The following is a 20,904-nucleotide window of genomic DNA, read 5'->3' as shown; positions in this document are numbered from 1 at the left end:
AGCTATTGACTTTCGTTATTGATATTTTCGGGAAGGTTTGTACTTCCTTCAGCTTTTTTCAGACGGAAAGCCAAAGTGATTTGTAAAAAATTCTTTCCAATTTCATCGCTCACGAAGTAGTCAAACTGATAAAGCCAACCGATTTGTTGGGTAAAGGTTTTATTCCACTGATACCCCAGCCCTACAAAAAAACGATTTCGTTCAAAGTAGGTGGCTCTATCCGTGAGAAAAAGTTCATTGGAAAGTGTAGCAAAAAAAGTTTCTGGCTCAAAGCGAGGTTTATTCAAAGGGATTTGCAGTTGCAAACGATAGCGAAACCGATTGCGATAGCCCCTGAGTGTCCAACGGGCTTCATAGCGATAGCGATGCTCAATAAAAACACGCCCCCATTCATTGTGTAAATTGACTTGCAACCAAAGTCTTTCCTCGTCATTAATTTTAGGTCTATCAAAATTTCCGCCTAAATCTGCATAGGTTTGGTATGTACCGCCAAAAGCCGAAACCGAAAATTGCTTGTTGAGCCGAAAAGTTGCCCCTGCTTTTGCCTCGTAATAATGAAAACGTCCATAAAAGCCCAAACTTCGTAGTTGAGCCTCTGCATTCAAACTCCATTTTTCGTTTAGTGTATAACCTACGTTCAGAATATTCCAAGAACCTAACTCATCAAAGCCTTGTGCGTACAAAGACACACAGAGCCATTTCAAAACAAAACTAAACACCAAAGACTTTTTGAGCATTTTGCGTAGTTTTTAATTTTACTTCCTCCAAAGAAACCGATTTTATTTCAGCAATTTTTTGAGCAACAAGCGAAAGATAACTACTTTCATTGCGTTTGCCTCGGTGTGGAACAGGGGCTAAATAAGGGCTATCTGTTTCCAAAACCAAATGTTCCAAATCAATATGAGGTAAAACTTTATCCAACCCTCCATTTTTGAAAGTAACCACTCCGCCAATTCCCAAATAAAAGCCAAGAGCAATAATTTTTTGAGCCTGCTCCAAACTGCCCGTAAAGCAGTGAAAAATACCTTTCAGCGGCTTTTTATTTTCTGGTAGATTTTCCAGCAAAGCAATGGTTTCATCAATAGAATTGCGACAATGAATAATCAGGGGCAAATCATATTTCTTTGCCCATTCAGCTTGTATTTTGAAGGCTTCTTGTTGCTCTTGCCAAAAAGTTTTATCCCAGTATAGGTCTGTACCCATTTCGCCAATAGCTACAAATTTTCGCCTGCCAAGCCAATCTTCTACCACATATAATTCTTTTTCAAAATCTTTTTTCACCGAGCAGGGGTGCAAACCTATCGTGGCTATGCAAAAATCGGGATAGCGTAGCTCAAGTTCTAGCATATCTTCTATGCTTTGGCTATCTATGTTGGGCAAGTAAATTTTTTCTATTCCTACATTTTGAGCATTGGCGATTACTTCGGGGCGGTCTTTTGAAAACTCTTCCAAATACAGGTGTGCGTGGGTGTCTATCATAGTTTTAGGCAAATTGACAGCAAAGTTACTACTTTTTATGAACATTTGGCATAACTTTCTTTTGGCACAGGTTTTGAAGCACAAGCAAAAATACTTAACTTTGCACTTGAAAAAAATATAATCACAATGGCAAATTTTATTGTAAATGCTTTGGCAAAACTGGTGGGTTCAAAGGTTGAAAAAGACCGCAAAGAGTTGCAACCCTATATCGGGAAAGTGAATTTGGAGTTTGCCAAACTTCGCGAAATTAGCAATGATGAATTGCGTCAGAAAACACAAGATTTGAAGGCTTATATTCGTCAGCAACTATTACCGCTTGATGAGCAAATTGCTACGCTACGAAAGCAAATTGCTGATAACCCACAAATGAATATCTTGGAGCAAGAAAAGATTTTCAACAAAATAGACGAATTAGAAAAAGAACACGATAAAGAGCTTGAAAAGGTTTTGGAAGAAATCTTACCCCAAGCCTTTGCCATAGTCAAAGAAACAGCTCGCCGTTTCAAAGAAAATGAAGTCTTGGAAGTTACAGCTACCAACTACGACAGAGAACTTGCCGCCAAAAAAGACAACGTGAAAATTGAGGGTGAAAAAGCCCTTTGGTACAATTCTTGGATTGCGGCGGGCAATCGTATCACTTGGGATATGATGCACTATGACGTGCAAATTATTGGGGGTGTGGTTTTACACAAAGGAAAAATCGCTGAAATGGCAACAGGTGAAGGGAAAACCTTGGTTGCTACTTTTCCTGCTTTCCTAAATGCTTTGGCTGGCAAAGGGGTGCATATTGTAACCGTAAACGACTACCTTGCCCGCCGCGATAGCGAATGGATGGGTCCACTTTTTGAGTTTCACGGCTTGCGTGTAGATTGTATTGATAAACACCGCCCCAACTCCCAAGCTCGCCGAAATGCCTATTTGGCAGATATTACCTACGGCACCAATAACGAATTTGGCTTTGATTATCTTCGCGATAATATGGTCAGTTCGCCTGATGAACTTGTACAACGCAAGTTGCATTATGCAATGGTTGATGAAGTGGACTCCGTGCTGATTGATGATGCCCGTACCCCACTCATTATTGCGGGTCCTGTAAGCCGTACAGGGCAAGAAGAAATGTTTTATGCCCTAAAACCTCGTGTAGAAAAACTTGTCAATGCTCAAAAGCAGATAGTTAATGAGTTTTTGAACGAAGCACGTAAAAAAATTCAGGCAGGAGAAACCAAAGAAGGCGGACTTGCCCTTTTCAGAGCATTCAGAGGTTTGCCCAAAAATCGTCCGCTGATTAAATATTTGAGCGAAGCGGGTATCAAAACCATTCTGCAAAAAACAGAAGCGATTTATTTAGCCGATAACCAAAAGCTAATGCCCGAAGCCGATGCCCCGCTGTATTTTACCATTGATGAAAAAAATAACCTTATAGAACTTACACAAAAAGGCATTGATTTTATTACCACAACAGGCGAAGACCCTAACTTTTTTGTGCTTCCCGATATTGGCTCTGAAATTGCAAAAATTGAAAATAGCTCACACAATTTGGAGGAAAAAGCCAAATTGAAGGAAAAACTTATCAGCGATTATACTATCAAATCGGAGCGTATTCACGTTGTCAATCAGCTACTTAAAGCCTACTGCTTGTTTGAAAAAGACGTAGAATACGTTGTTTTGGAAGGCGAAGTAAAAATTGTTGATGAGCAAACAGGACGTATAATGGAAGGCAGACGCTATTCCGATGGCTTGCATCAGGCATTGGAAGCCAAAGAAAATGTAAAAGTAGAGCAAGCTACCCAAACCTACGCCACCATTACGCTTCAAAACTACTTCCGAATGTACCACAAACTCGCAGGTATGACGGGTACCGCCGAAACCGAAGCAGGCGAGTTCTGGCAAATTTACAAACTTGATGTTGTAGTAATTCCTACCAATAAGCCCGTTATTCGAAAAGACCACGAGGATTTGGTCTATAAAACAATGCGTGAAAAGTTTAATGCTGTTATTGAAGAAATCGTGAAATTGCGTGAGCAAGGCAGACCCGTGCTTGTAGGTACTACTTCGGTAGAAACTTCCGAGTTACTTAGCCGTATGCTCAACCAACGCAAAATTCCTCATCAAGTTCTGAATGCCAAACAGCACCAAAAAGAGGCTGAAATTGTGGCTCAAGCGGGTATTTCGGGCACCGTTACCATTGCTACCAATATGGCAGGTCGCGGTACAGACATCAAACTTACCCCTGAATCTCGTGCCGCTGGTGGTTTGGCTATCATTGGTACCGAACGCCACGAATCTCGCCGTGTAGATAGACAGCTACGCGGACGCTCAGGCAGACAGGGAGACCCTGGTAGCTCGCAATTCTTTGTAAGTTTGGAAGATAATCTGATGCGTCTTTTCGGTTCTGACCGCATTGCCAAAATTATGGACCGAATCGGACTCAAAGAAGGTGAAGTTATTCAACATTCTTGGGTAACCAAATCCATAGAGAGAGCCCAAAAGAAAGTAGAAGAAAACAACTTCGGTATCCGTAAAAGGCTTTTAGAGTATGATGATGTAATGAATGTTCAGCGGGAGCAAATTTATAAACGCCGCCGAAATGCCCTTTTTGGAGAAAGATTGCAACTTGACCTCTACACAATGATGTTTGAAGTGTGCAAGCAAATGGTAGAAAGTATGCTCTCGCCCGATAATTTTGAAAACTTTGAAATGTCTTTTATTTCTACCTTCGGCTTTACGCCCAACGTAGAACCAAGCGAATTTCATTCTAAAAATGCTCCCAACCTAATTCGCAAACTTTACAACCAAGTAGTGGAGCATTACCAAAGCCGAATGAAACAACTTGCAGAAGAAAACCTTGCCCCCAATCTTAAAATTCAATACGAACAAACCCAAGGCAAGTTCCAAAACATTGCTATTCCTTTTACCGATGGCAGAAAAAATATCTACTTTGAAGTAAATTTTGCCAAAGCCGTTGAAAGCAATGCTTGGGAAGTAATTCGCGAGCTGGAAAAAAATGCCACACTTGCCATTATTGACCAAGAATGGAAAGAGCATCTCCGCGATATGGACGATTTGAAGCAATCGGTGCAAATGGCTTCTTATGAGCAAAAAGACCCGCTTCTTATCTACAAATTTGAGGCTTTTGAACTTTTCAAAACCTTTATCACAAGAGTAAATAAAGATATTATTTCTTTCCTTATCAAAGCCGAAGTATTTGTACCACAAGAGCAAACGCCAACGCTCCAACAGGAAATAAAAAAAACAAGCAACAACAAAAATCTGCAACAGAATAAAGAGCAGTTTATTTCCTCAATGAGCGGCGAATACCACGACCCTTCGGCTACTACCACCACCAAAACACAGCCTATTCGCTCCCAGAAAATTGCAGATAGAAACCAAAAAGTGAATGTAATGTACACTGATGGCAAAATTGTCAGAGATGTAAAATTCAAAAAAATTGAAGCCGATTTGCTCGCCAATAAATGTGTTTTAATTGATTAGTCCATAGAACACTACCACATCATTAGCTTCAAGGGTGTGGTAGCGTTCTGATAATAAAAGATTTTTTAGCCAAAAGGCAAAATCTATCAGCTATGACCAAAGTTACCCAATACATTCGTGAAAGCAAAGAAACTTTGTTTTCTTTTGAAATATTGCCCCCACTCAAAGGAGAAAGCATACAACAGCTCTTCAAAGCCATTGAACCTTTGATGGAGTTCAAGCCCAAATTTATTGATGTTACCTATCATCGCGAGGAGTACGTCTATAAAAAACGTGAAAACGGACTCCTGGAACGCCAACGCATACGCAAACGCCCAGGTACCGTAGGCATTTGTGCCGCTATTATGAACCACTTTAAGGTTGATGCCGTTCCACATATTATCTGCGGCGGATTTAGCAAAGAGGAAACCGAAAATGCTTTGATAGATTTACACTTTTTGGGTATTGATAACGTACTTGTATTGCGTGGCGATGCCATCAAGAGCGAAGGCACTTTTATTCCCGAACCCGATGGACACGCCTACGCCAGTGAGCTTTTGGAGCAGGTTGTCAATATGAACAAAGGCAAATACCTTGACGAAGGTTTGCAAGCCTCTGCTACTGATTTTTGTATAGGAGTAGCAGGCTATCCTGAAAAACATTTTGAAGCTCCCAATCTCCAAACAGACCTCAAATACCTAAAACTCAAACAAGATTTAGGAGCGGACTATATCGTAACACAAATGTTTTTTGACAATCAAAAATATTTTGATTTTGTAGCTAAATGCCGAGAAATGGGCATTACTATTCCTATCATTCCCGGTCTCAAGCCCATAACCACCCAAAAACAACTGACAATTTTACCTGCTATTTTCCATATAGATATTCCTGATGAACTTGTAAAAGCGGTGGAGGGTTGTAAAACTCCCGAACAAGTCAAACAAGTAGGAATTGAGTGGGCAATTCAGCAATCCAAAGAGCTGATTCAGTTTGGTGTGCCTGTCTTGCACTACTATTCTATGAGTAAATCCGATGCTGTACGGCAAATTGCAGAAGCGGTTTTTTAGAAAGTTAGGTTCTTTTACGCAACTTTTTCACAAGCTCGTGTTTGAGCGACCAAAGATTCTCCTCCAAACCCACAGGGTAGCTGTGTGGATTGACAAAACGCTTAATACCTGCGTGAAATTTTGATAGTTGCACTTTTACCCTATTTCTTATTTCCTGAATATCGGGAGTTTGAAATGTGGCTTTGCCATTCTCAAATACGCGTACAAGCAGGTTTTCGCTGTTTTCATTGCTGAATGTTTTGAAACGAGTGCTATCAGCGGGGTCAATCATTGTATAAGAGGTACTTTCAGTAAAGTTTTCCTCATCAAAAATCATATCACCCACAAATTCGCCATTTTTTTCAAAGCGTTTTACTTGCTGAATACCCGGATTTGAGATTTTGATGGATTGTTCTGATAGCTTCATTTTATAGTCCCAAGAGCCATCTTTGCGGCGAATAGCCGAAATTTTATACACGCCTCCCAAAGCAGGTTGGTCGTAGGCGGTAACGAGTTTGGTACCTACGCCCCAAACCGAAATTTGAGCCTCTTGGTTTTTTAGACTTTCAATGATTTCCTCGTCCAAATCATTACTTGCCACAATGGCGGCATCTGTAAAGCCTGCTTCATCAAGTATTTTGCGAGCCTGAATGCTCAAATACGCCAAATCACCTGAGTCTAATCGTATGCCTGCGAGTTTGTAGCCCTTTTCACGAAGTTTCTGCCCTACTTTTACTGCATTTTTTACACCTTCTATGGTGTCGTAAGTATCTACCAAGAAAACGCAGTTGTTAGGCATTATTTCTGCATAAGTTTCAAAAGCCTCCAATTCGCTTTCAAAAGACATCACCCAGCTATGAGCGTGTGTGCCACGCACAGGAATACCGAATAGCTTTCCCGCTAATACATTAGAAGTGGCATCACAACCGCCAATGTAGGCGGCACGACTGGCGGCAAGTCCGCCATCTATGCCCTGAGCCCTTCTTAAGCCAAATTCTAGTACGTTTTCGCCTTTGCTTGCCCACACCACTCTTGATGCCTTGGTCGCAATAAGCGTCTGAAAATTGATAATATTGAGCAAGGGGGTTTCTATGAGTTGGCACTGAATAATAGGACCTCGCACACGTAAAAGCGGCTCGTGAGGAAAAACTACCGTCCCTTCGGGAATAGCATCTACGGTGCAAGAAAATTTGAGATTGGATAGGTAATCCAGAAAGTCGGCTTCAAAAAGGGCTTTGCCATCATTGCCTTTGAGCGAAGCCAAGTAAGCAATATCAGAACTATCTAAACGAAAATTTTGCAAATAATCCAAGATGTACTCTAACCCACAAGCTATCGCATAGCCCCCTTTGAAAGGATTACGGCGAAAAAATAAATTAAAAACTGCTTCTTGCTCGCCTCTACCCGATTTCCAATAACCATACGCCATTGTGAGTTGGTACAAATCGGTAAGTAATGAAAGCGAAGAACTATACAGGTGCTTAGTAATTTGCATAATTTTGGAAGTTTTGAGCAAGTAATAAAGGATTTTTACAAGAAAAATCCAAAGTTTTGAAGCTAAAACTTTATTTTTATCCCATAAAAATCAAAAAAATGCTTTTACTGGAAAATTGTAAAGTGATTGAACTGGCTTCGGTACTTGCAGGACCCAGCGTAGGGCAGTTTCTTGCAGAATTGGGAGCAGATGTCATTAAAATTGAAAATCCTGCTACCCAAGGAGATGTTACACGCTCTTGGCAAATCAAGGAAGAGAAAGTACAAAACGGCATTTCGGCATATTTTGCCTCTGTAAATTGGGGCAAAACCAGCGTATTTTGGAACTTACAAAACCCCACAGAACTCCAAAAATTGTACGATTTAGTAAAAAGTGCCGATATTGTGATAGCCAGCTATAAGCCCGGCGATGCCGAAAAATTAGGGGTTTCGTATGCAGATTTGCAAAAAATCAATCATAGCATTATTTACGGACATATCACAGGTTACGGCAATGCTTACGATAAAGTAGGCTATGATGCCATAATTCAGGCGGAAGCAGGTTTTATGTATATGAACGGCGAACCCGATAGCCCGCCTACTAAAATGCCCGTAGCCCTGATTGATGTACTTGCGGGACATCAGCTCAAAGAAGGAATCTTGATGGCACTATTGCACCGAGAGCGTACAGGCAAAGGAAGCTATATAGAAGTGAGCCTATTTGACTCGGCAGTTTCAGCACTGGTCAATCAGGCAAGTAATTGGCTCAATGCAGGGCATATCCCCCAACGAATGGGCAGTCAGCACCCCAATATTGTGCCGTATGGTACTATTTTCACTACCCAAGACCAAAAACTCATCACACTTGCCGTAGGTACCGATAAGCAATTTGCCCAGCTTTGCGAAATTTTGGGTATTTCTGAAATTGCTAAAAATGAACATTTCGCCACCAATGCCCAACGTGTAAAAAATGCCGAAAAACTGCTTCCTATATTGCAAGAAAAGATTGCTCTGTGGCAAAAAGAAAAACTATTAGAGGTTTTGTATAAGGCTAAAATTCCCGCAGGAGGGGTAAATACCTTACCTGAAACCTTTGCTTTGCCTTTTTCACAAGAATTGCTTTTTGAAACCAATGGCTATAAGGGTATAAGGCAATGGATAGGAAAAATCAACGGAAGCAGAGGAAAAGAATTGCAAAAGCTCCCTGAGGTTCATCTATGAGCTTTGTGATACAAATAGATTTTTTCTATGGAATTTATAGAAATTATCGTTTTGCTTAATAATTTTTTTTACGCAACTTTGGCAAAAAAACAACGAATTTTATGGAACATCTATCAAATGGCAACGGAAAATGTCCCTTCACAGGCTTATCTTTGAAAAATGGGACAACTTTTGGTGGTACAAAAAACCAAGACTGGTGGCCCAATCGTTTGCGATTGGATATGCTAAAACAACATTCAGAGCTAACTAATCCGATGGATAAAGATTTTGACTATCGCAAAGCTTTTCTTTCTCTGGATTATGACGCCCTGAAAAAAGATTTACACGCCCTAATGACCGACTCGCAAGATTGGTGGCCTGCCGACTTCGGACACTACGGACCTTTCTTTATTCGTATGGCTTGGCACGCCGCGGGTACTTATCGTATCGGCGACGGCAGAGGAGGGGCTGGCAAAGGTTTGCAACGCTTCGCACCGCTCAATAGCTGGCCTGATAACGCAAACCTGGACAAAGCTCGCCGTTTGCTTTGGCCTATCAAGCAAAAATATGGCAACAAAATCTCTTGGGCAGATTTGATGATACTGGCAGGAAACGTAGCTCTGGAATCAATGGGCTTCAAAACTTTTGGATTTTCAGGAGGACGTGAAGACGTTTGGGAACCCGATGAAAGCATCTATTGGGGAGCTGAAACCGAGTGGCTTGCTGATAATACCCGTTATTTTGGCAATAGAGAACTGGATAATCCTCTTGCCGCTGTGCAAATGGGTTTAATTTATGTGAACCCCGAAGGTCCTAACGCCAACCCCGACCCCATTGCCGCCGCTAAGGATATTAGAGAAACTTTTGGCAGAATGGCAATGAATGATGAAGAAACCGTGGCTCTCATTGCAGGCGGACACACCTTCGGCAAAGCTCACGGAGCAGGCGATGCGGCTCTCTTAGGACCCAATCCCGAAGGCGAGGAAGTGGAAGCACAAGGTTTTGGCTGGATAAGCAAATTTGGTTCAGGCAAAGGAGCTGATACCATTACCAGTGGCTTGGAAGTTACTTGGACAAGAACCCCTGCCCAATGGAGCCACGACTACTTCAAACATCTTTTTGAATACGAATGGGAACTAACCAAAAGCCCCGCAGGTGCTTGGCAATGGGTAGCCAAAAATGCAGAAGCTACTATTCCCGATGCTCATATCCCCGGCAAATTCCACAAGCCCACAATGCTTACTACCGACCTTTCTTTGCGTTTTGACCCTATCTACGAAAAAATTTCAAGACGCTTCTACGAAAACCCTGATGAATTTGCTGATGCTTTTGCTCGTGCTTGGTACAAGCTCACACATCGCGATATGGGTCCCAAAACTCGTTATATCGGCAAAGAAGTCCCTGCCGAAGAACTCATTTGGCAAGACCCTATCCCTGCCTGCAATCATAAGCTCGTAGATAGTAGCGATATTGCCAGCTTAAAAGCCAAAATTCTTGCCAGTGGACTTTCTATTGCAGAACTTGTAAGCACCGCTTGGGCATCTGCCTCAACCTATCGCGATTCAGATAAACGCGGCGGAGCTAATGGTGCTCGTATTCGTCTTGCCCCTCAAAAATATTGGCAAGTGAATAATCCCCAACAATTGGGTAAGGTTTTGGAAGTTTTAGAGAAAATCCAAAAAGAATTTAATGAAAGCCAAAAAGATGGTAAAAAAATCTCTCTTGCCGACCTAATTGTGCTTGGAGGCTGTGCCGCTGTGGAAAAAGCCGCTCAAAAAGCTGGCTATAATATTGAAGTACCTTTCACACCCGGACGTATGGATGCCAGCCAAGAGCAGACAGACGTAGAGTCTTTTGCTGTGCTTGAACCTTACGCCGATGGTTTTAGAAATTATCTCAAAGGCAAATCTGCCGTTCCCGCCGAACATCTGCTCGTAGATAAAGCCCAATTACTCACCCTTACTGCCCCCGAAATGACCGTGCTTCTTGGCGGTTTGCGTGTGCTAAAAGCCAACTACGATGGCTCTGAGTATGGTGTCTTTACCAAAAATCCTGAAACACTCACCAATGATTTCTTTGTGAACCTATTGGATATGAGTACCGAATGGAAAGCTACTGATGAGCACAAATACACTTTTGTAGGTAAAGACCGCAAAACAGGCGAAACCAAGTGGAAAGCCACTCGGGTAGATTTGGTTTTTGGCTCAAATTCAGAATTGCGTGCTTTGGCAGAAGTGTATGCTTGCAACGACAACAAAGAAAAATTTGTCAGAGATTTCGTAAAAGTTTGGAACAAAGTAATGAACCTTGATAGATTTGATTTGCACAAGTAATTTCTGATTCTTTCTGAGTACTTTGAACAGATTTACCTCTGCGTTCATAAGTATTGGATAGGTTCTCTATTAAACTTCCCGAATTTGACTTTCGGGAAGTTTTTTTAATTCTAAAAACCAAATTACATACACCAAAAACCAATACGAAGGGAAACCACCAACATTCATCAAGATAAAAGTAAAAGTATGAAAAAGCACACCACCAAGTAGAATAGGTATTTTTAGGGGTGGAAAAAATAAAATCAGCACAAAAGAGAGTTGCCATATCAAAGCAAGCACACTCAAAGAAGTACATAAAATTGGATATTGAGCTATCCATACTCCCAAAGCAGTGGGGTGTGAAAGCAAATGCGTTTGCATTGTTTCGGGAGCAAACCACTGCAAACCTGAAATAAACAATTTTTCTAAGCCTACCTGCAAATACACCGAAGCTACTACCACTTGCATAAGTTTTAGAGCCCAAGCATTTACCAAATTCACTTTTTTAGTTTTTTCGGCTTCATACAAAAGAAAACCAAGCAGAAGGCTGGTGTATGTCCAAGTAGCGTAAGTATGGTCTAATTTTCCAAAACCATACAAAAAAGCCTGAAAAACAATTACCTGAACGCTGGCTAAAAACCAAAAAATACTACCATATTTAGGCAAAAAACTTAAAAGCCAAAAAGTATACAGCACCGCAAAACTCCAAAAGAGAAATGCTTGCGAAGGGAAAGGTAAATACTTGAACAATAAATGTGGCTCGTAAAAAGCACTTGCTTGCGAAAGCCGAAGCAAACTTTTATACCAAGTCAAACTTTCGTAGAGCCAACCAGCAAGCAAGAAAATTTGCAAAAATTTTACTCTATGATATGTAGTATTGGCTTGCCAAAATTTTTCAAAAACCTCTTTTTTTTGCCAAAAAAAGTGTATTCCAACGGCTATCCAACTGATAGCTACTACACGCCATAAAACCTGCTCTCCTCTTTGCAGAAAAAAATCTACGGAAAAACGATGCTTTTCGGTAAAAAAACGAGGATACAAGATTTCTACCACACCCGTCCAAATGCTTTCTTGACCCTGATAAAGTGCAATAATTTCCTTACGGAAATAGCCATAAAAAATAGCTACAGCCAAAACTTCTATCAGAAATACAGCTACAAGCAATTTCCATTTAGGGCTTACATTCGGCATACGTAGCTATGCGTTTTTTTTCTTTTGTTCCGTTCGCGAAGGAAATTTGATAAAGTTCCCAAACTTGCGGTAAACCATCGGGATAAAGTTTTCGGCGAGTGATACAGATTTTTTCCCAAAACTCATTCATTCGGTTTTGGTAATAATATTTGCGGACAAGATAATGAAAAACGCCTTCATCAATCCCCCACAGATAGGTATTGAATTTGCGAAGTTTGCCGCTTTCAAGGGTATAAAGTTCAAAGAGTTCTTGTTTTGCCAAATTTACAGGCTCGGCAAACATTCCAAAGCGTAAAAAAGGAAAAAAATCGGTAAGCAAGGCAAAAGGCAACCAAACCAAGAGCAAAGTTATGAAAACGACTTTTTTCATTCACCTTCGGGCAAATAGGTAAGCGTAGAAAACTGGCTTTCATCAAAAATTTCGTTAGCAACTTCCCAAATATCTTCGGCAGAAATGGCTTCAATTTTTTTGAAAATTTCTTGCAAACTTTCAATTTCGCTTGTATCCAAAAGGCTTTTCCCCAGCACCAGCATCAGATTCATATAGTTCTCTTCGGCGAGAGCTATTTGCCCCATAAGTTGCTGTTTGGCAGTATGCAGTTGCAAGTGGCTTAGTTTCTGTTCTTTGAGCTTTCGGATTTCTTTGTAAATAAGAGTTTGGGCTTTGGCAAGATTTTTCAGGTCGGTGGCAAAATAAATACCCCATTCACCAGTATCGGTGTAAGGAATATAAGAGGCTTCTATACCATAAACCAAACCATTTTTTTCACGCAGAGCCATATTGAGCCGAGTGTTCATAGAAGGACCGCCCAAAATGTTGTTGAGCATAAAAAAAGGCACTCTTTTTTTATCGTTGAGCGAGTACGCCGTACAACCGATAGCGTGATGTGCTTGCGAAATGGGTTTATAGATAGTTTTCTGTGAGGCTTTGTAATGTCTGAAATGCACCCTTTTGTGCGTAGCTTTCAGCGTAGGGATATTTTTTAGGTATTTTTCGGCAATAGCAAGAGCTTTGGCAAAAGGCAAGTTGCTGATAGAAGCGAGTACAATTTTGGAAGTATCGGCATTGCTACGGAAAAATTCCTCAAAATCTTGCTTATGAAAATGAGCAACCGTTTCAGGTTCGCCCAAGATATTATGCCCCAAAGGGTGAGAGCCAAAAAGGATTGAATCAAAATCATCTTGTAAAGATTCATCAGGCGAATCTTTGTACATAGCGATTTCCTCTAAAATAACACCACGCTCTACTTCTATTTGTCTTTCGGGAAAAATAGAATTGAAGGTAATATCGGTAAGCAAATTGATTGCTTTTTCGTAGTGTTTATCAAGGCAGGCGGCGTAGAAGCAGATTTTTTCTTTGGTGGTATAGGCATTGAGTTCGCCGCCTACATTTTCCAGTGCATTGATAATTTGCCTTGCAGAGCGTCTGCGTGTGCCTTTGAAAGCCAAATGCTCCCAAAAATGAGCCAAACCTGCTTGTTTGGCTGTTTCATTACGGCTACCGACATCTAAAACAAAGCCTACGTAACTGGCTCGGATATAAGGCACTTGTTTATGAACGAAGCGAATACCATTCGCAAACTCAAAGACCTGACAATTCTCCATTGATTTGCATTCTTTCTGCAAATATACAACGGAAAATCCGAAGGTGCAAAACTTTGCCTGCAAGGCTAATGTTTAGGAAATCACTACTTCCCAGTTTTCGGCAACAGCTTTCCCTACCAAACGAGCTATCTCAGGCACCGATGAATACAATTGCTCAAAAGAATCTATCACGAAGTATTTGGACTGATAGCGGTCTTTGATGTAGGGAGTGTCTAAAATTTCGGCAACATTAAATGGAACACGTTGCGGTATATCGCTAAATAAGGAATAATCCGATTCGCCGCTTGATGAAAGAATCCCTGCTCCGTAAATTCGCAAACCTTGCGGCTCATTGATAAGACCAAACTCTACGGTGTACCAATACAAGCGAGCAATGAGTTCAATGGCAATTTCACTTTCAATGTATTGCAAGGCGATTTTGCTCAAATCTACCAAAAAATTGCATAAGTCTTGGTTGGTAAGCAGTGGCACGTGCCCAAATACGTCGTGAAACATATCAGGCTCTTGAAGGTAATCTAATTGGCTTTTTTTGCGTAACCAAGTGGTAGCACAAAAATTGCCGTCCTTCATCAGTTCGAAAAATTCTTTATTGGGCAGAAGCCCAGGTACTACATAAATTCGCCAGCCTGTGTACTTTTTGAGCCGTTCATTTACTTCATCAAAGTTGGGGATACGGTCTGCTACAAAGCCTACACGCTCTATGCCGTCTAAATATTCTTGGGTAGCTTTGCCCGGCAAGTTTTTCATTTGCCTTTCAAAAAGGATTTTCCACACCTCAAAATCTTCTTCGGTGTATTTTTCGTATTCCTGACGCATTTTGGGAAGCATACTTGTACAAAATTTTAATGATGAACGTTGTTTCGGAACTACAAATATACTATTTTCACGGAAAAATGCAAATTTTTCACGTAAAAAACCTACTGATTTTTATCATAACGCACAATGATTTATCTTATTGCCGATAGCGGCTCTTCTAAAACCGATTGGGCAGTGCTAAACAGCAAGCAACTGCAAGAGCAATTTCAAAGCATAGGTATCAATCCTTATTTCTGGACTGCCGAGCAAATCACAGAAGAAATTTGGGCAAATGTTGCCCCACACGTAGGCGAGCGGGAAGTTGCACAAATATTTTTTTATGGAGCAGGTTGCTCTACTGATGAAAAAAAGCAAGTAGTAGCTTCAGCTTTACACAAAGTTTTTCCGAATGCTCAAATCTCGGTAGAGCACGACTTACTGGCGGCGGCAAGAGCTTTGTGTGCAAACAGCCAAGGAATAGCTTGTATTTTGGGTACAGGCTCTAATGCTTGCGTATTTGATGGCTCCAAGATAACTGCTCAGCCTATCAATTTGGGTTTTTGGCTCGGTGACGAAGGCAGTGGTGGCTACATTGGCAAAAAACTGCTCAAAGCCTTTTTGCACCAAGAAATGCCCACAGATTTGTATCAAGCCTTGAAAGAAACCTATCTGATAGATATTGCAGATGTTTTAGAAAATGCCTACCAAAAGCCCTTTCCTAATCGCTATTTTGCCTCTTTTGCTCCATTTGCTCTGCAAAATGCCAAACACCCTTTTATAGAAAACTTGCTCTACAAAGGTTTTGAGGATTTTCTTGGCAAATATGTTGGCAAATTACCCTTAGTAGAGCGATTGCCTATTCACTTTGTAGGCTCTATTGCGGTTGTATTTGAGCATTTATTGCAAGAATGTCTGCAAAAGCGAGGGTGGAAACTGGGTAAAATTCTCAAAAGTCCTTTGGAAGGTCTGATAAACTACCACACTGCCAATGGCTACCATTCGCCGTAATACTCTACAAAGTTGTTTTTGGTTTCAAACAAACGAACACAATGCAGGCGAGCATTTTTGTCGTAGGCAATGTCTGAAATTTTAGGTGCAAGAATTTCCCAAATAGCCATCACTAAGTTTTCGCAACTGGGAATTTTGCCTTGCATAAAATCTACCTCCAAGTTGATGTTTTTGTGGTCTAATTTTTCAATAACCTCGCTACGAATAAGTTTAGAAAGTTTTTTTAGGTCAATCACACAACCTGTATCTTGGTCGGGAATACCTTTTACAATCACGATTAGCTCAAAGTTGTGTCCGTGATAGTATTCATTGGCACAAATGCCAAAAACTTCTTGATTTTTTTCCTTGCTCCACGCAGGATTAAAAAGCCTATGAGCGGCGTTGAAATGCTCTTTTCTGCAAACAAATACCATTTTTTGCAAGTTTTTGGGTGAAACAAAGCTATTGCGTACAGGTTAGTGCTTGCAAACTGAAACGCAATAGCCGTGCAAAGGTACAAAAAAATTTAGCAAAAGAAAAACCCCTGATTTTTCAGGGGTTCAGATTAGATACCGTATTCGGTAGAAAGTGAAAGGTATTTCAGAAATTCGTTTTTAGTCGCTTCTTCTTTGAACTTCCCTTCGTAGAATGCCGTAATTGTAGCACTGCAAACATCTTGCACCCCACGCGAAGATACGCATAAATGTTTGGCATCAACCACTACAGCTACGTCTTCGGTTTGTAAAACCTCCTGCAACTCTCTGCCAATCTGCATAGTCATACGCTCTTGCACTTGGGGGCGGCGAGCATAATACTGCACAATCCGATTGAGTTTTGAAAGACCTATCACCTGCCCTTTGGAAATATACGCCACGTGAGCCTTTCCTACAATAGGTACAAAATGATGCTCACAATACGAATATACAATAATATCCTTTTCCACGAGCATTTGGTTGTACTCGTATTTGTTTTCAAAAAGTGAAATTTTGGGCTTATTGGCAGGATTAAGACCGCTGAAAATTTCTTTCACATACATTTTGGCAACTCTATGGGGCGTACCTTTGAGGCTATCGTCTGTGAGGTCTAAACCCAAGATATGCATAATTTCTCGGAAATGCTTTTCAATGAGTTCAATTTTCAGTTCATCGTCTATTTCAAAAGCATCATCACGCAGGGGGGTATCCAAATTGCTTGAAAAATGGTTCTCACCTATTTCTTCAATCATTTGCCAAGTATTAGGCAGGGTATTCAACGAAGTTTCGTTCGGTTTCATACAGCTTAATTTTGAGTTCGTGTTGGGGACTGATTTGTTTTCTTAAAATATTCCAAATAACCACAGCAATATTTTCTGCGGTTGGGTTAAGGTTACGAAATTCATCTATTTCAAGGTTTAAGTTTTTATGGTCAAAGCGTTCGGTTACGTGATTTCGGATAATATCGGAAAGTTCTTTCATATCCATTACGTAGCCTGTTTCAGGATTGATTTCGCCAATCACCTCCACGATAAGTTCGTAATTGTGTCCGTGAAAATACTGATTATTGCATTTTCCAAAAATTTTTTGGTTGGTAGCCTCGTCCCAAGCGGGGTTGTGCAAGCGATGTGCGGCGTTGAAATGCTCTTTCCGACAAACTTTGATTTTCATTGTTTCTAAAAATTCAGCAAAAGAATAACAAATTTCTGACCAAAATCTTTCAAAAAGCGTGCTAAAAATTTGCTTTTTGTAGCTAATAAACTTGGTAAAATGTTTTTTGTTTAATTTTTTACATAAAAAATTAAACAAAAAGCCCTTCACGAGTCTTGTGAAAGGCTTTTACAGGTGGAAAAAGCATTTTTTTAATGTATATCTTTACCTGTAAGTTCAAATTCAATTTTATCGGCGGTATGCCCCACTTCTTCTACGATGTCTTTGAGAATTACATCGTTGGTGTGTTCTACCAAAACCTCTGCGGCAAGCTGAATGTAGCCGTCAAAAATCACAATTTTAGAGTAAGTAAGGTCTTGGTTCATTTTCAAGAGTTTTTTGTAGTCAATGCCTTCGTGGTTTTCTTCGCAAACTCTTGAAGCAATTTCAAGTACCTTTTTGCCATCGTGTTCAAGAATGTAAGTCGTAATGCCCTGAAACCTGCCATCGCTGGTAGGAACGGTTACGATAAGGTTGTTATCCGAATACTCGGTAAAGCTACCACCGAGTTCATCTGCGATTTTTTGGAGAGTTTTGGCAATGTCCATAACGTTAGATTTTTTCCGTAATGTAATTTTTTTTGCAAAAACCACCAAATTTTTTTCAGATTTTTTTCAAAAATAGTTCTTTCGTACATAATTTTTATACTTTTGCCCTCAAAAAAATCCCTATGAATGTACGTATTGGAATATTGGGTGGCGGACAGCTGGGGCAAATGTTTTTACAAAATGCCTTTTCCTACCCCTTTCAGGTACATATTTTAGAAAATGATGCTACTGCTCCTTGTGCCAAGGTTACACCTTTCTTTCAGCAAGGCGATATACGCAACTTCCAAGAAGTGTATAACTTCGGAAAAAAAATGGATATTTTGAGTGTAGAAATTGAAAACGTAAGTATTGAGGCTCTGAAAGCACTGGAAAATGAGGGCAAAAAGGTTTTTCCCGAACCTCGTGTTCTGGAACTAATAGCTGATAAATGCTTGCAAAAGCAATTTTTCAAAGAAAATCATTTACCCACAGCCGATTTTATTGTTGTAGAAAATCATCAAGATTTACATAAGTACGCAGATTTTTTACCTGCTTTTCAGAAACTCGCCAAAGGAGGCTACGATGGCAGAGGCGTACAAGCCCTTGAAAGCAAAGCAGACCTGCATAAGGCTTTTACGCAAAAGAGTTTGCTGGAAAAGAAAGTTTCTGTACAAAAGGAAATTTCTGTAATTGTAGCTCGCAATCATAGCGGTATTGCTGTATATGAGCCTGTTGAAATGGTTTTTGATAAAAAGCTCAACTTGGTAGATTACCTGCTCGCACCTGCTCGTATCAGCCAACAAAAAGCTCAAGAAGCCCAAGATTTAGCCCAAAAGGTAATTGAAAAATTACAGATGACGGGCATTTTGGCAGTAGAAATGTTCTTGGACGAAAATGATAATTTGCTTATCAACGAACTTGCTCCACGCCCCCATAATAGCGGTCATCATACCATTGAAGCGGCTTTTTGCTCTCAATACGACCAACATCTCAGAGCCATTACAGGGTTACCTTTGGGAAACCCACTGCTACATACCAAAGCAGGTATGCTCAACATTTTAGGAGAAAAGGGCTACGAAGGAGAGGCTATTTATGAAGGACTATCAGACATTTTGGCAGTGCCAAAAGTGTACTTACACCTCTACAACAAAACTTTCACAAAAGCAGGCAGAAAAATGGGACATTTCACTATTTTGGGAGAGAGCTTTGAAGAAATAGAACAAAAAATCGCTTTTCTCAAACAAAAATGGAAGGTAAAAGGCTCTAAATTTTCTTCGGAATAGCAATAATAATTGGCAAGATAGTGCCTTTGAGTGTTTTTGCTCCAAATTTTATTTTTTCAATTTCTTGGAAATGAATTTCTTGTAAAGGAATGAGTTTGCCCGCTAAAATTTTTTGCAGGCGTTCCAGCAAATTACCCTCCAATACTGCAAACTGCTCGGTAAAAGACTGCCAATGGAGTTTTTCTTTGCTATAAAGCACACAAATATAATCCGTAGCTGATTGTGAGGAGAGTTGCAAATAGTGTTTCTCATCAGGAAGGCTCAATTGTCCAAAAGGAAAAAGCAGTGGCGAACTCACAAAATCGGTCGGGAAAATACGCGTCAGATTGCCCCGATTATCTACGCTGAAAGCGTATAAAAAAACTGGCTCTTGGTTTGCCACTGAAAGTTTGAGCAGAGTACCCGCCTGAAACATTTTACTGCTTTCATAGAAACCCTCTTTCAGGCGAACAGGAATTTCTTGCCCTATGGCAAGTTGTAACTTGATTTCGCCTGCAATTTGTGTTTTCAGGTCGTTGTTTTCGTACATTTCGTAAGCCTCAAAGCATACTTTTTCAAGAACTTTATAGGGTATCCAAATAAAGCCTTTGTTTGCCCACTTTTCTCCCCAGCTATTCACAGCCTCAAAGGCTTGAATTTCATCATTATAGCCAACAAGACACAGGGCGTGTCCGTTTTCATTCAAATCCAAAGCGTTAAGTTCAGATTCGGTAGGTTTCCAAAGGCTATCTTTGGTCTGAATAAAACTTTTGAAATAGCAATACAAACCAATAACCACAGGTTTTTTTTGTGAAAGGGCTTTTTTGATAGGTAAAATTTTATCCTTGCTGTTTGCCAAAAAAAGTCTTCTGTATTCGCCTATTTTGTAAAATTCGGCTTTGGGGTAATGCTCTGCAAGTATTTTCTGACCACATTTCTGAGAAAATTCTTCAAAAGGTAGTGTTCCATATTGTTTGAGCCCTTCCAAAGCGATAATAAGCCCTGTACCTTCTTGGCAGTTTTTGTCGCTGTAAGATTTGATATGTTCATATACAAAAAATGGCGAACCCGCTTTGCTTTCTATTTCTTTTCTGCTCCAAGCATAGCTTTGAGCCAGCATAATGCTTCGGGCATAGTAGGCACTTGTCCAAGCGACACAAGTACCATATTCGCCTTGGTTGCGGGGCGTGGGACAAAAATTTTTCAGACTGATACTTTTAGGCAAGTTTTCATCTCCTCGCAAAATATTGTAAGCAGGTAGTACGGCTCGGTAGTACAAGGCGGTATCTATTTTGCAACCCATACGATTTTGGGCAAAAAGCAAAAAGGGAAAAAAAGTGAGTGTATAAATAGCGGCACGAAGTATTCTCATTTTTTTGATTTTGTGCCTTCAAGATAGAAAAAATTCTCCAAAGTGTAATTTAGGTAGTAAAAAAATAAAAAAGCCCTAATACTTGCAGTATTAAGGCTTTTGGGTGGAGATGGAGGGATTCGAACCCTCGTCCAGAGAAGGTTCTCGGCTGTCTTCTACACGCTTAGTGTTGTTTGTTTTTCGGAAGCAGGTAGGTACAACACCCACCTATGCCTACTTCTTAGCTACCTGGGTTCTCGTGTGTGTATCGTAGCTTACACACACCAGCTCTGCGGTTTCGACACCCCTATACGCCACAAAGCAGAGCAGATTGCGGCAGAGGTGCAAGCTACTTATCTATCCAGATTAAGCAGCAAGAGCGAAGTTAGATTCGCCAGTTATTGTTCGGAAGAAGTTTTGACGAGAACACTTCCATTTCTCGACGTGCTTACACAACCCAGCAACTCAGCCTGTCAAGACCGGTCATCCCCAAATAGGATTTCCAAAAGCATAACTATTTTAC

18 protein-coding genes and 1 other RNA gene are annotated in these 20,904 nt (G+C 40.5%); 6 read left to right on the top strand and 13 right to left on the bottom strand.

Going from position 1 to position 20,904, the window contains the following annotated elements; genetic code table 11:
• Window positions 1–2: 2 nt before the first annotated feature.
• Both ACWITO_RS09905 and ACWITO_RS09900 read right to left on the bottom strand, forming a co-directional pair.
• Window positions 3–737, bottom strand: a complete 735-nt coding sequence (locus ACWITO_RS09905) for a DUF2490 domain-containing protein (protein WP_448529832.1) — start codon at window positions 735–737, stop codon at window positions 3–5.
• Window positions 712–1,524, bottom strand: a complete 813-nt coding sequence (locus tag ACWITO_RS09900) for a TatD family hydrolase (protein WP_448529831.1) — start codon at window positions 1,522–1,524, stop codon at window positions 712–714. The genes ACWITO_RS09905 and ACWITO_RS09900 overlap by 26 nt, the downstream gene beginning before the upstream one ends.
• An 81-nt stretch (window positions 1,525–1,605) precedes the next feature.
• Here ACWITO_RS09900 and secA point away from each other — a divergent pair, with 81 nt between their 5' ends.
• Both secA and metF read left to right on the top strand, forming a co-directional pair.
• On the top strand, window positions 1,606–4,971 hold the full coding sequence (secA, locus tag ACWITO_RS09895) for a preprotein translocase subunit SecA (RefSeq protein ID WP_448529830.1): 3,366 nt from the start codon (window positions 1,606–1,608) through the stop codon (window positions 4,969–4,971).
• Between the two features lie 92 nt (window positions 4,972–5,063).
• Window positions 5,064–6,017, top strand: coding sequence for a methylenetetrahydrofolate reductase [NAD(P)H] (gene metF / locus ACWITO_RS09890; protein ID WP_448529829.1), 954 nt, complete (start codon window positions 5,064–5,066; stop codon window positions 6,015–6,017).
• Window positions 6,018–6,021: 4 nt separating this feature from the next.
• Here the strand turns inward: metF and ACWITO_RS09885 are convergent, their stop codons facing one another.
• A complete protein-coding gene (locus ACWITO_RS09885; protein WP_448529828.1) occupies window positions 6,022–7,491 on the bottom strand; it encodes a nicotinate phosphoribosyltransferase in 1,470 nt (489 codons plus the stop codon).
• Between the two features lie 98 nt (window positions 7,492–7,589).
• Between ACWITO_RS09885 and ACWITO_RS09880 the strand changes: the two genes are divergently transcribed.
• Both ACWITO_RS09880 and katG read left to right on the top strand, forming a co-directional pair.
• The gene (locus ACWITO_RS09880) at window positions 7,590–8,690 is read left to right on the top strand and encodes a CaiB/BaiF CoA transferase family protein (RefSeq protein ID WP_448529827.1); all 1,101 of its coding nucleotides are present in this window, start codon (window positions 7,590–7,592) and stop codon (window positions 8,688–8,690) included.
• A 101-nt stretch (window positions 8,691–8,791) separates the two neighbouring features.
• Window positions 8,792–11,002 carry a catalase/peroxidase HPI gene (katG, locus tag ACWITO_RS09875; RefSeq protein ID WP_448529826.1) on the top strand — a complete coding sequence of 737 codons (2,211 nt, stop codon included), beginning with the start codon at window positions 8,792–8,794 and terminating at the stop codon, window positions 11,000–11,002.
• Window positions 11,003–11,071: 69 nt separating this feature from the next.
• Here katG and ACWITO_RS09870 read toward each other — a convergent pair whose 3' ends face one another.
• The 4 genes from ACWITO_RS09870 to phhA all read right to left on the bottom strand — a co-directional run bounded on the left by ACWITO_RS09870 (window position 11,072) and on the right by phhA (window position 14,605).
• Window positions 11,072–12,172, bottom strand: a complete 1,101-nt coding sequence (locus ACWITO_RS09870) for a hypothetical protein (RefSeq protein WP_448529825.1) — start codon at window positions 12,170–12,172, stop codon at window positions 11,072–11,074.
• Window positions 12,153–12,542 carry a hypothetical protein gene (locus tag ACWITO_RS09865; protein WP_448529824.1) on the bottom strand — a complete coding sequence of 130 codons (390 nt, stop codon included), beginning with the start codon at window positions 12,540–12,542 and terminating at the stop codon, window positions 12,153–12,155. The genes ACWITO_RS09870 and ACWITO_RS09865 overlap by 20 nt, the downstream gene beginning before the upstream one ends.
• On the bottom strand, window positions 12,539–13,777 hold the full coding sequence (locus tag ACWITO_RS09860) for a M16 family metallopeptidase (protein ID WP_448529823.1): 1,239 nt from the start codon (window positions 13,775–13,777) through the stop codon (window positions 12,539–12,541). Before ACWITO_RS09860 ends, ACWITO_RS09865 begins: the two co-directional genes overlap by 4 nt.
• Window positions 13,778–13,849: 72 nt before the next feature.
• Entirely contained in the window at window positions 13,850–14,605 is a 756-nt protein-coding gene (gene phhA / locus ACWITO_RS09855; RefSeq protein ID WP_243390566.1) for a phenylalanine 4-monooxygenase, read from the bottom strand.
• A 114-nt stretch (window positions 14,606–14,719) separates the two neighbouring features.
• On the opposite strand from phhA, the gene ACWITO_RS09850 reads away from it, so the two are divergent.
• Complete coding sequence (locus tag ACWITO_RS09850) at window positions 14,720–15,580, top strand: N-acetylglucosamine kinase (protein WP_448529822.1); 861 nt, start codon at window positions 14,720–14,722, stop codon at window positions 15,578–15,580.
• On the opposite strand, the gene ACWITO_RS09845 is transcribed toward ACWITO_RS09850, so the two are convergent.
• The 4 genes from ACWITO_RS09845 to ACWITO_RS09830 all read right to left on the bottom strand — a co-directional run bounded on the left by ACWITO_RS09845 (window position 15,565) and on the right by ACWITO_RS09830 (window position 17,789).
• Window positions 15,565–15,993 carry a 6-pyruvoyl trahydropterin synthase family protein gene (locus ACWITO_RS09845; protein WP_448529821.1) on the bottom strand — a complete coding sequence of 143 codons (429 nt, stop codon included), beginning with the start codon at window positions 15,991–15,993 and terminating at the stop codon, window positions 15,565–15,567. The genes ACWITO_RS09850 and ACWITO_RS09845 overlap by 16 nt on opposite strands.
• A 131-nt stretch (window positions 15,994–16,124) precedes the next feature.
• Entirely contained in the window at window positions 16,125–16,832 is a 708-nt protein-coding gene (gene folE / locus ACWITO_RS09840) for a GTP cyclohydrolase I FolE (protein WP_448529820.1), read from the bottom strand.
• Entirely contained in the window at window positions 16,795–17,202 is a 408-nt protein-coding gene (locus tag ACWITO_RS09835) for a 6-pyruvoyl trahydropterin synthase family protein (RefSeq protein ID WP_448529819.1), read from the bottom strand. Before ACWITO_RS09835 ends, folE begins: the two co-directional genes overlap by 38 nt.
• 191 nt (window positions 17,203–17,393) lie before the next feature.
• Window positions 17,394–17,789 (bottom strand): hypothetical protein, encoded by a 396-nt coding sequence (locus tag ACWITO_RS09830; RefSeq protein ID WP_448529818.1) that lies wholly within the window; start codon window positions 17,787–17,789, stop codon window positions 17,394–17,396.
• Between the two features lie 122 nt (window positions 17,790–17,911).
• On the opposite strand from ACWITO_RS09830, the gene ACWITO_RS09825 reads away from it, so the two are divergent.
• A complete protein-coding gene (locus tag ACWITO_RS09825) occupies window positions 17,912–19,051 on the top strand; it encodes a 5-(carboxyamino)imidazole ribonucleotide synthase (protein ID WP_448529817.1) in 1,140 nt (379 codons plus the stop codon).
• On the opposite strand, the gene ACWITO_RS09820 is transcribed toward ACWITO_RS09825, so the two are convergent.
• On the bottom strand, window positions 19,032–20,402 hold the full coding sequence (locus ACWITO_RS09820) for a C1 family peptidase (RefSeq protein ID WP_448529816.1): 1,371 nt from the start codon (window positions 20,400–20,402) through the stop codon (window positions 19,032–19,034). The two genes, ACWITO_RS09825 and ACWITO_RS09820, sit on opposite strands and share 20 nt — an antisense overlap.
• 101 nt (window positions 20,403–20,503) lie before the next feature.
• Window positions 20,504–20,872: a transfer-messenger RNA gene (gene ssrA / locus ACWITO_RS09815) on the bottom strand.
• Between the last annotated feature and the right edge of the window lie 32 nt (window positions 20,873–20,904).

The organism is Raineya sp., from assembly GCF_053497555.1.
Note: the sequence above shows the minus strand (reverse complement) of the source record. Positions and strands in the feature narration are given on the sequence as shown.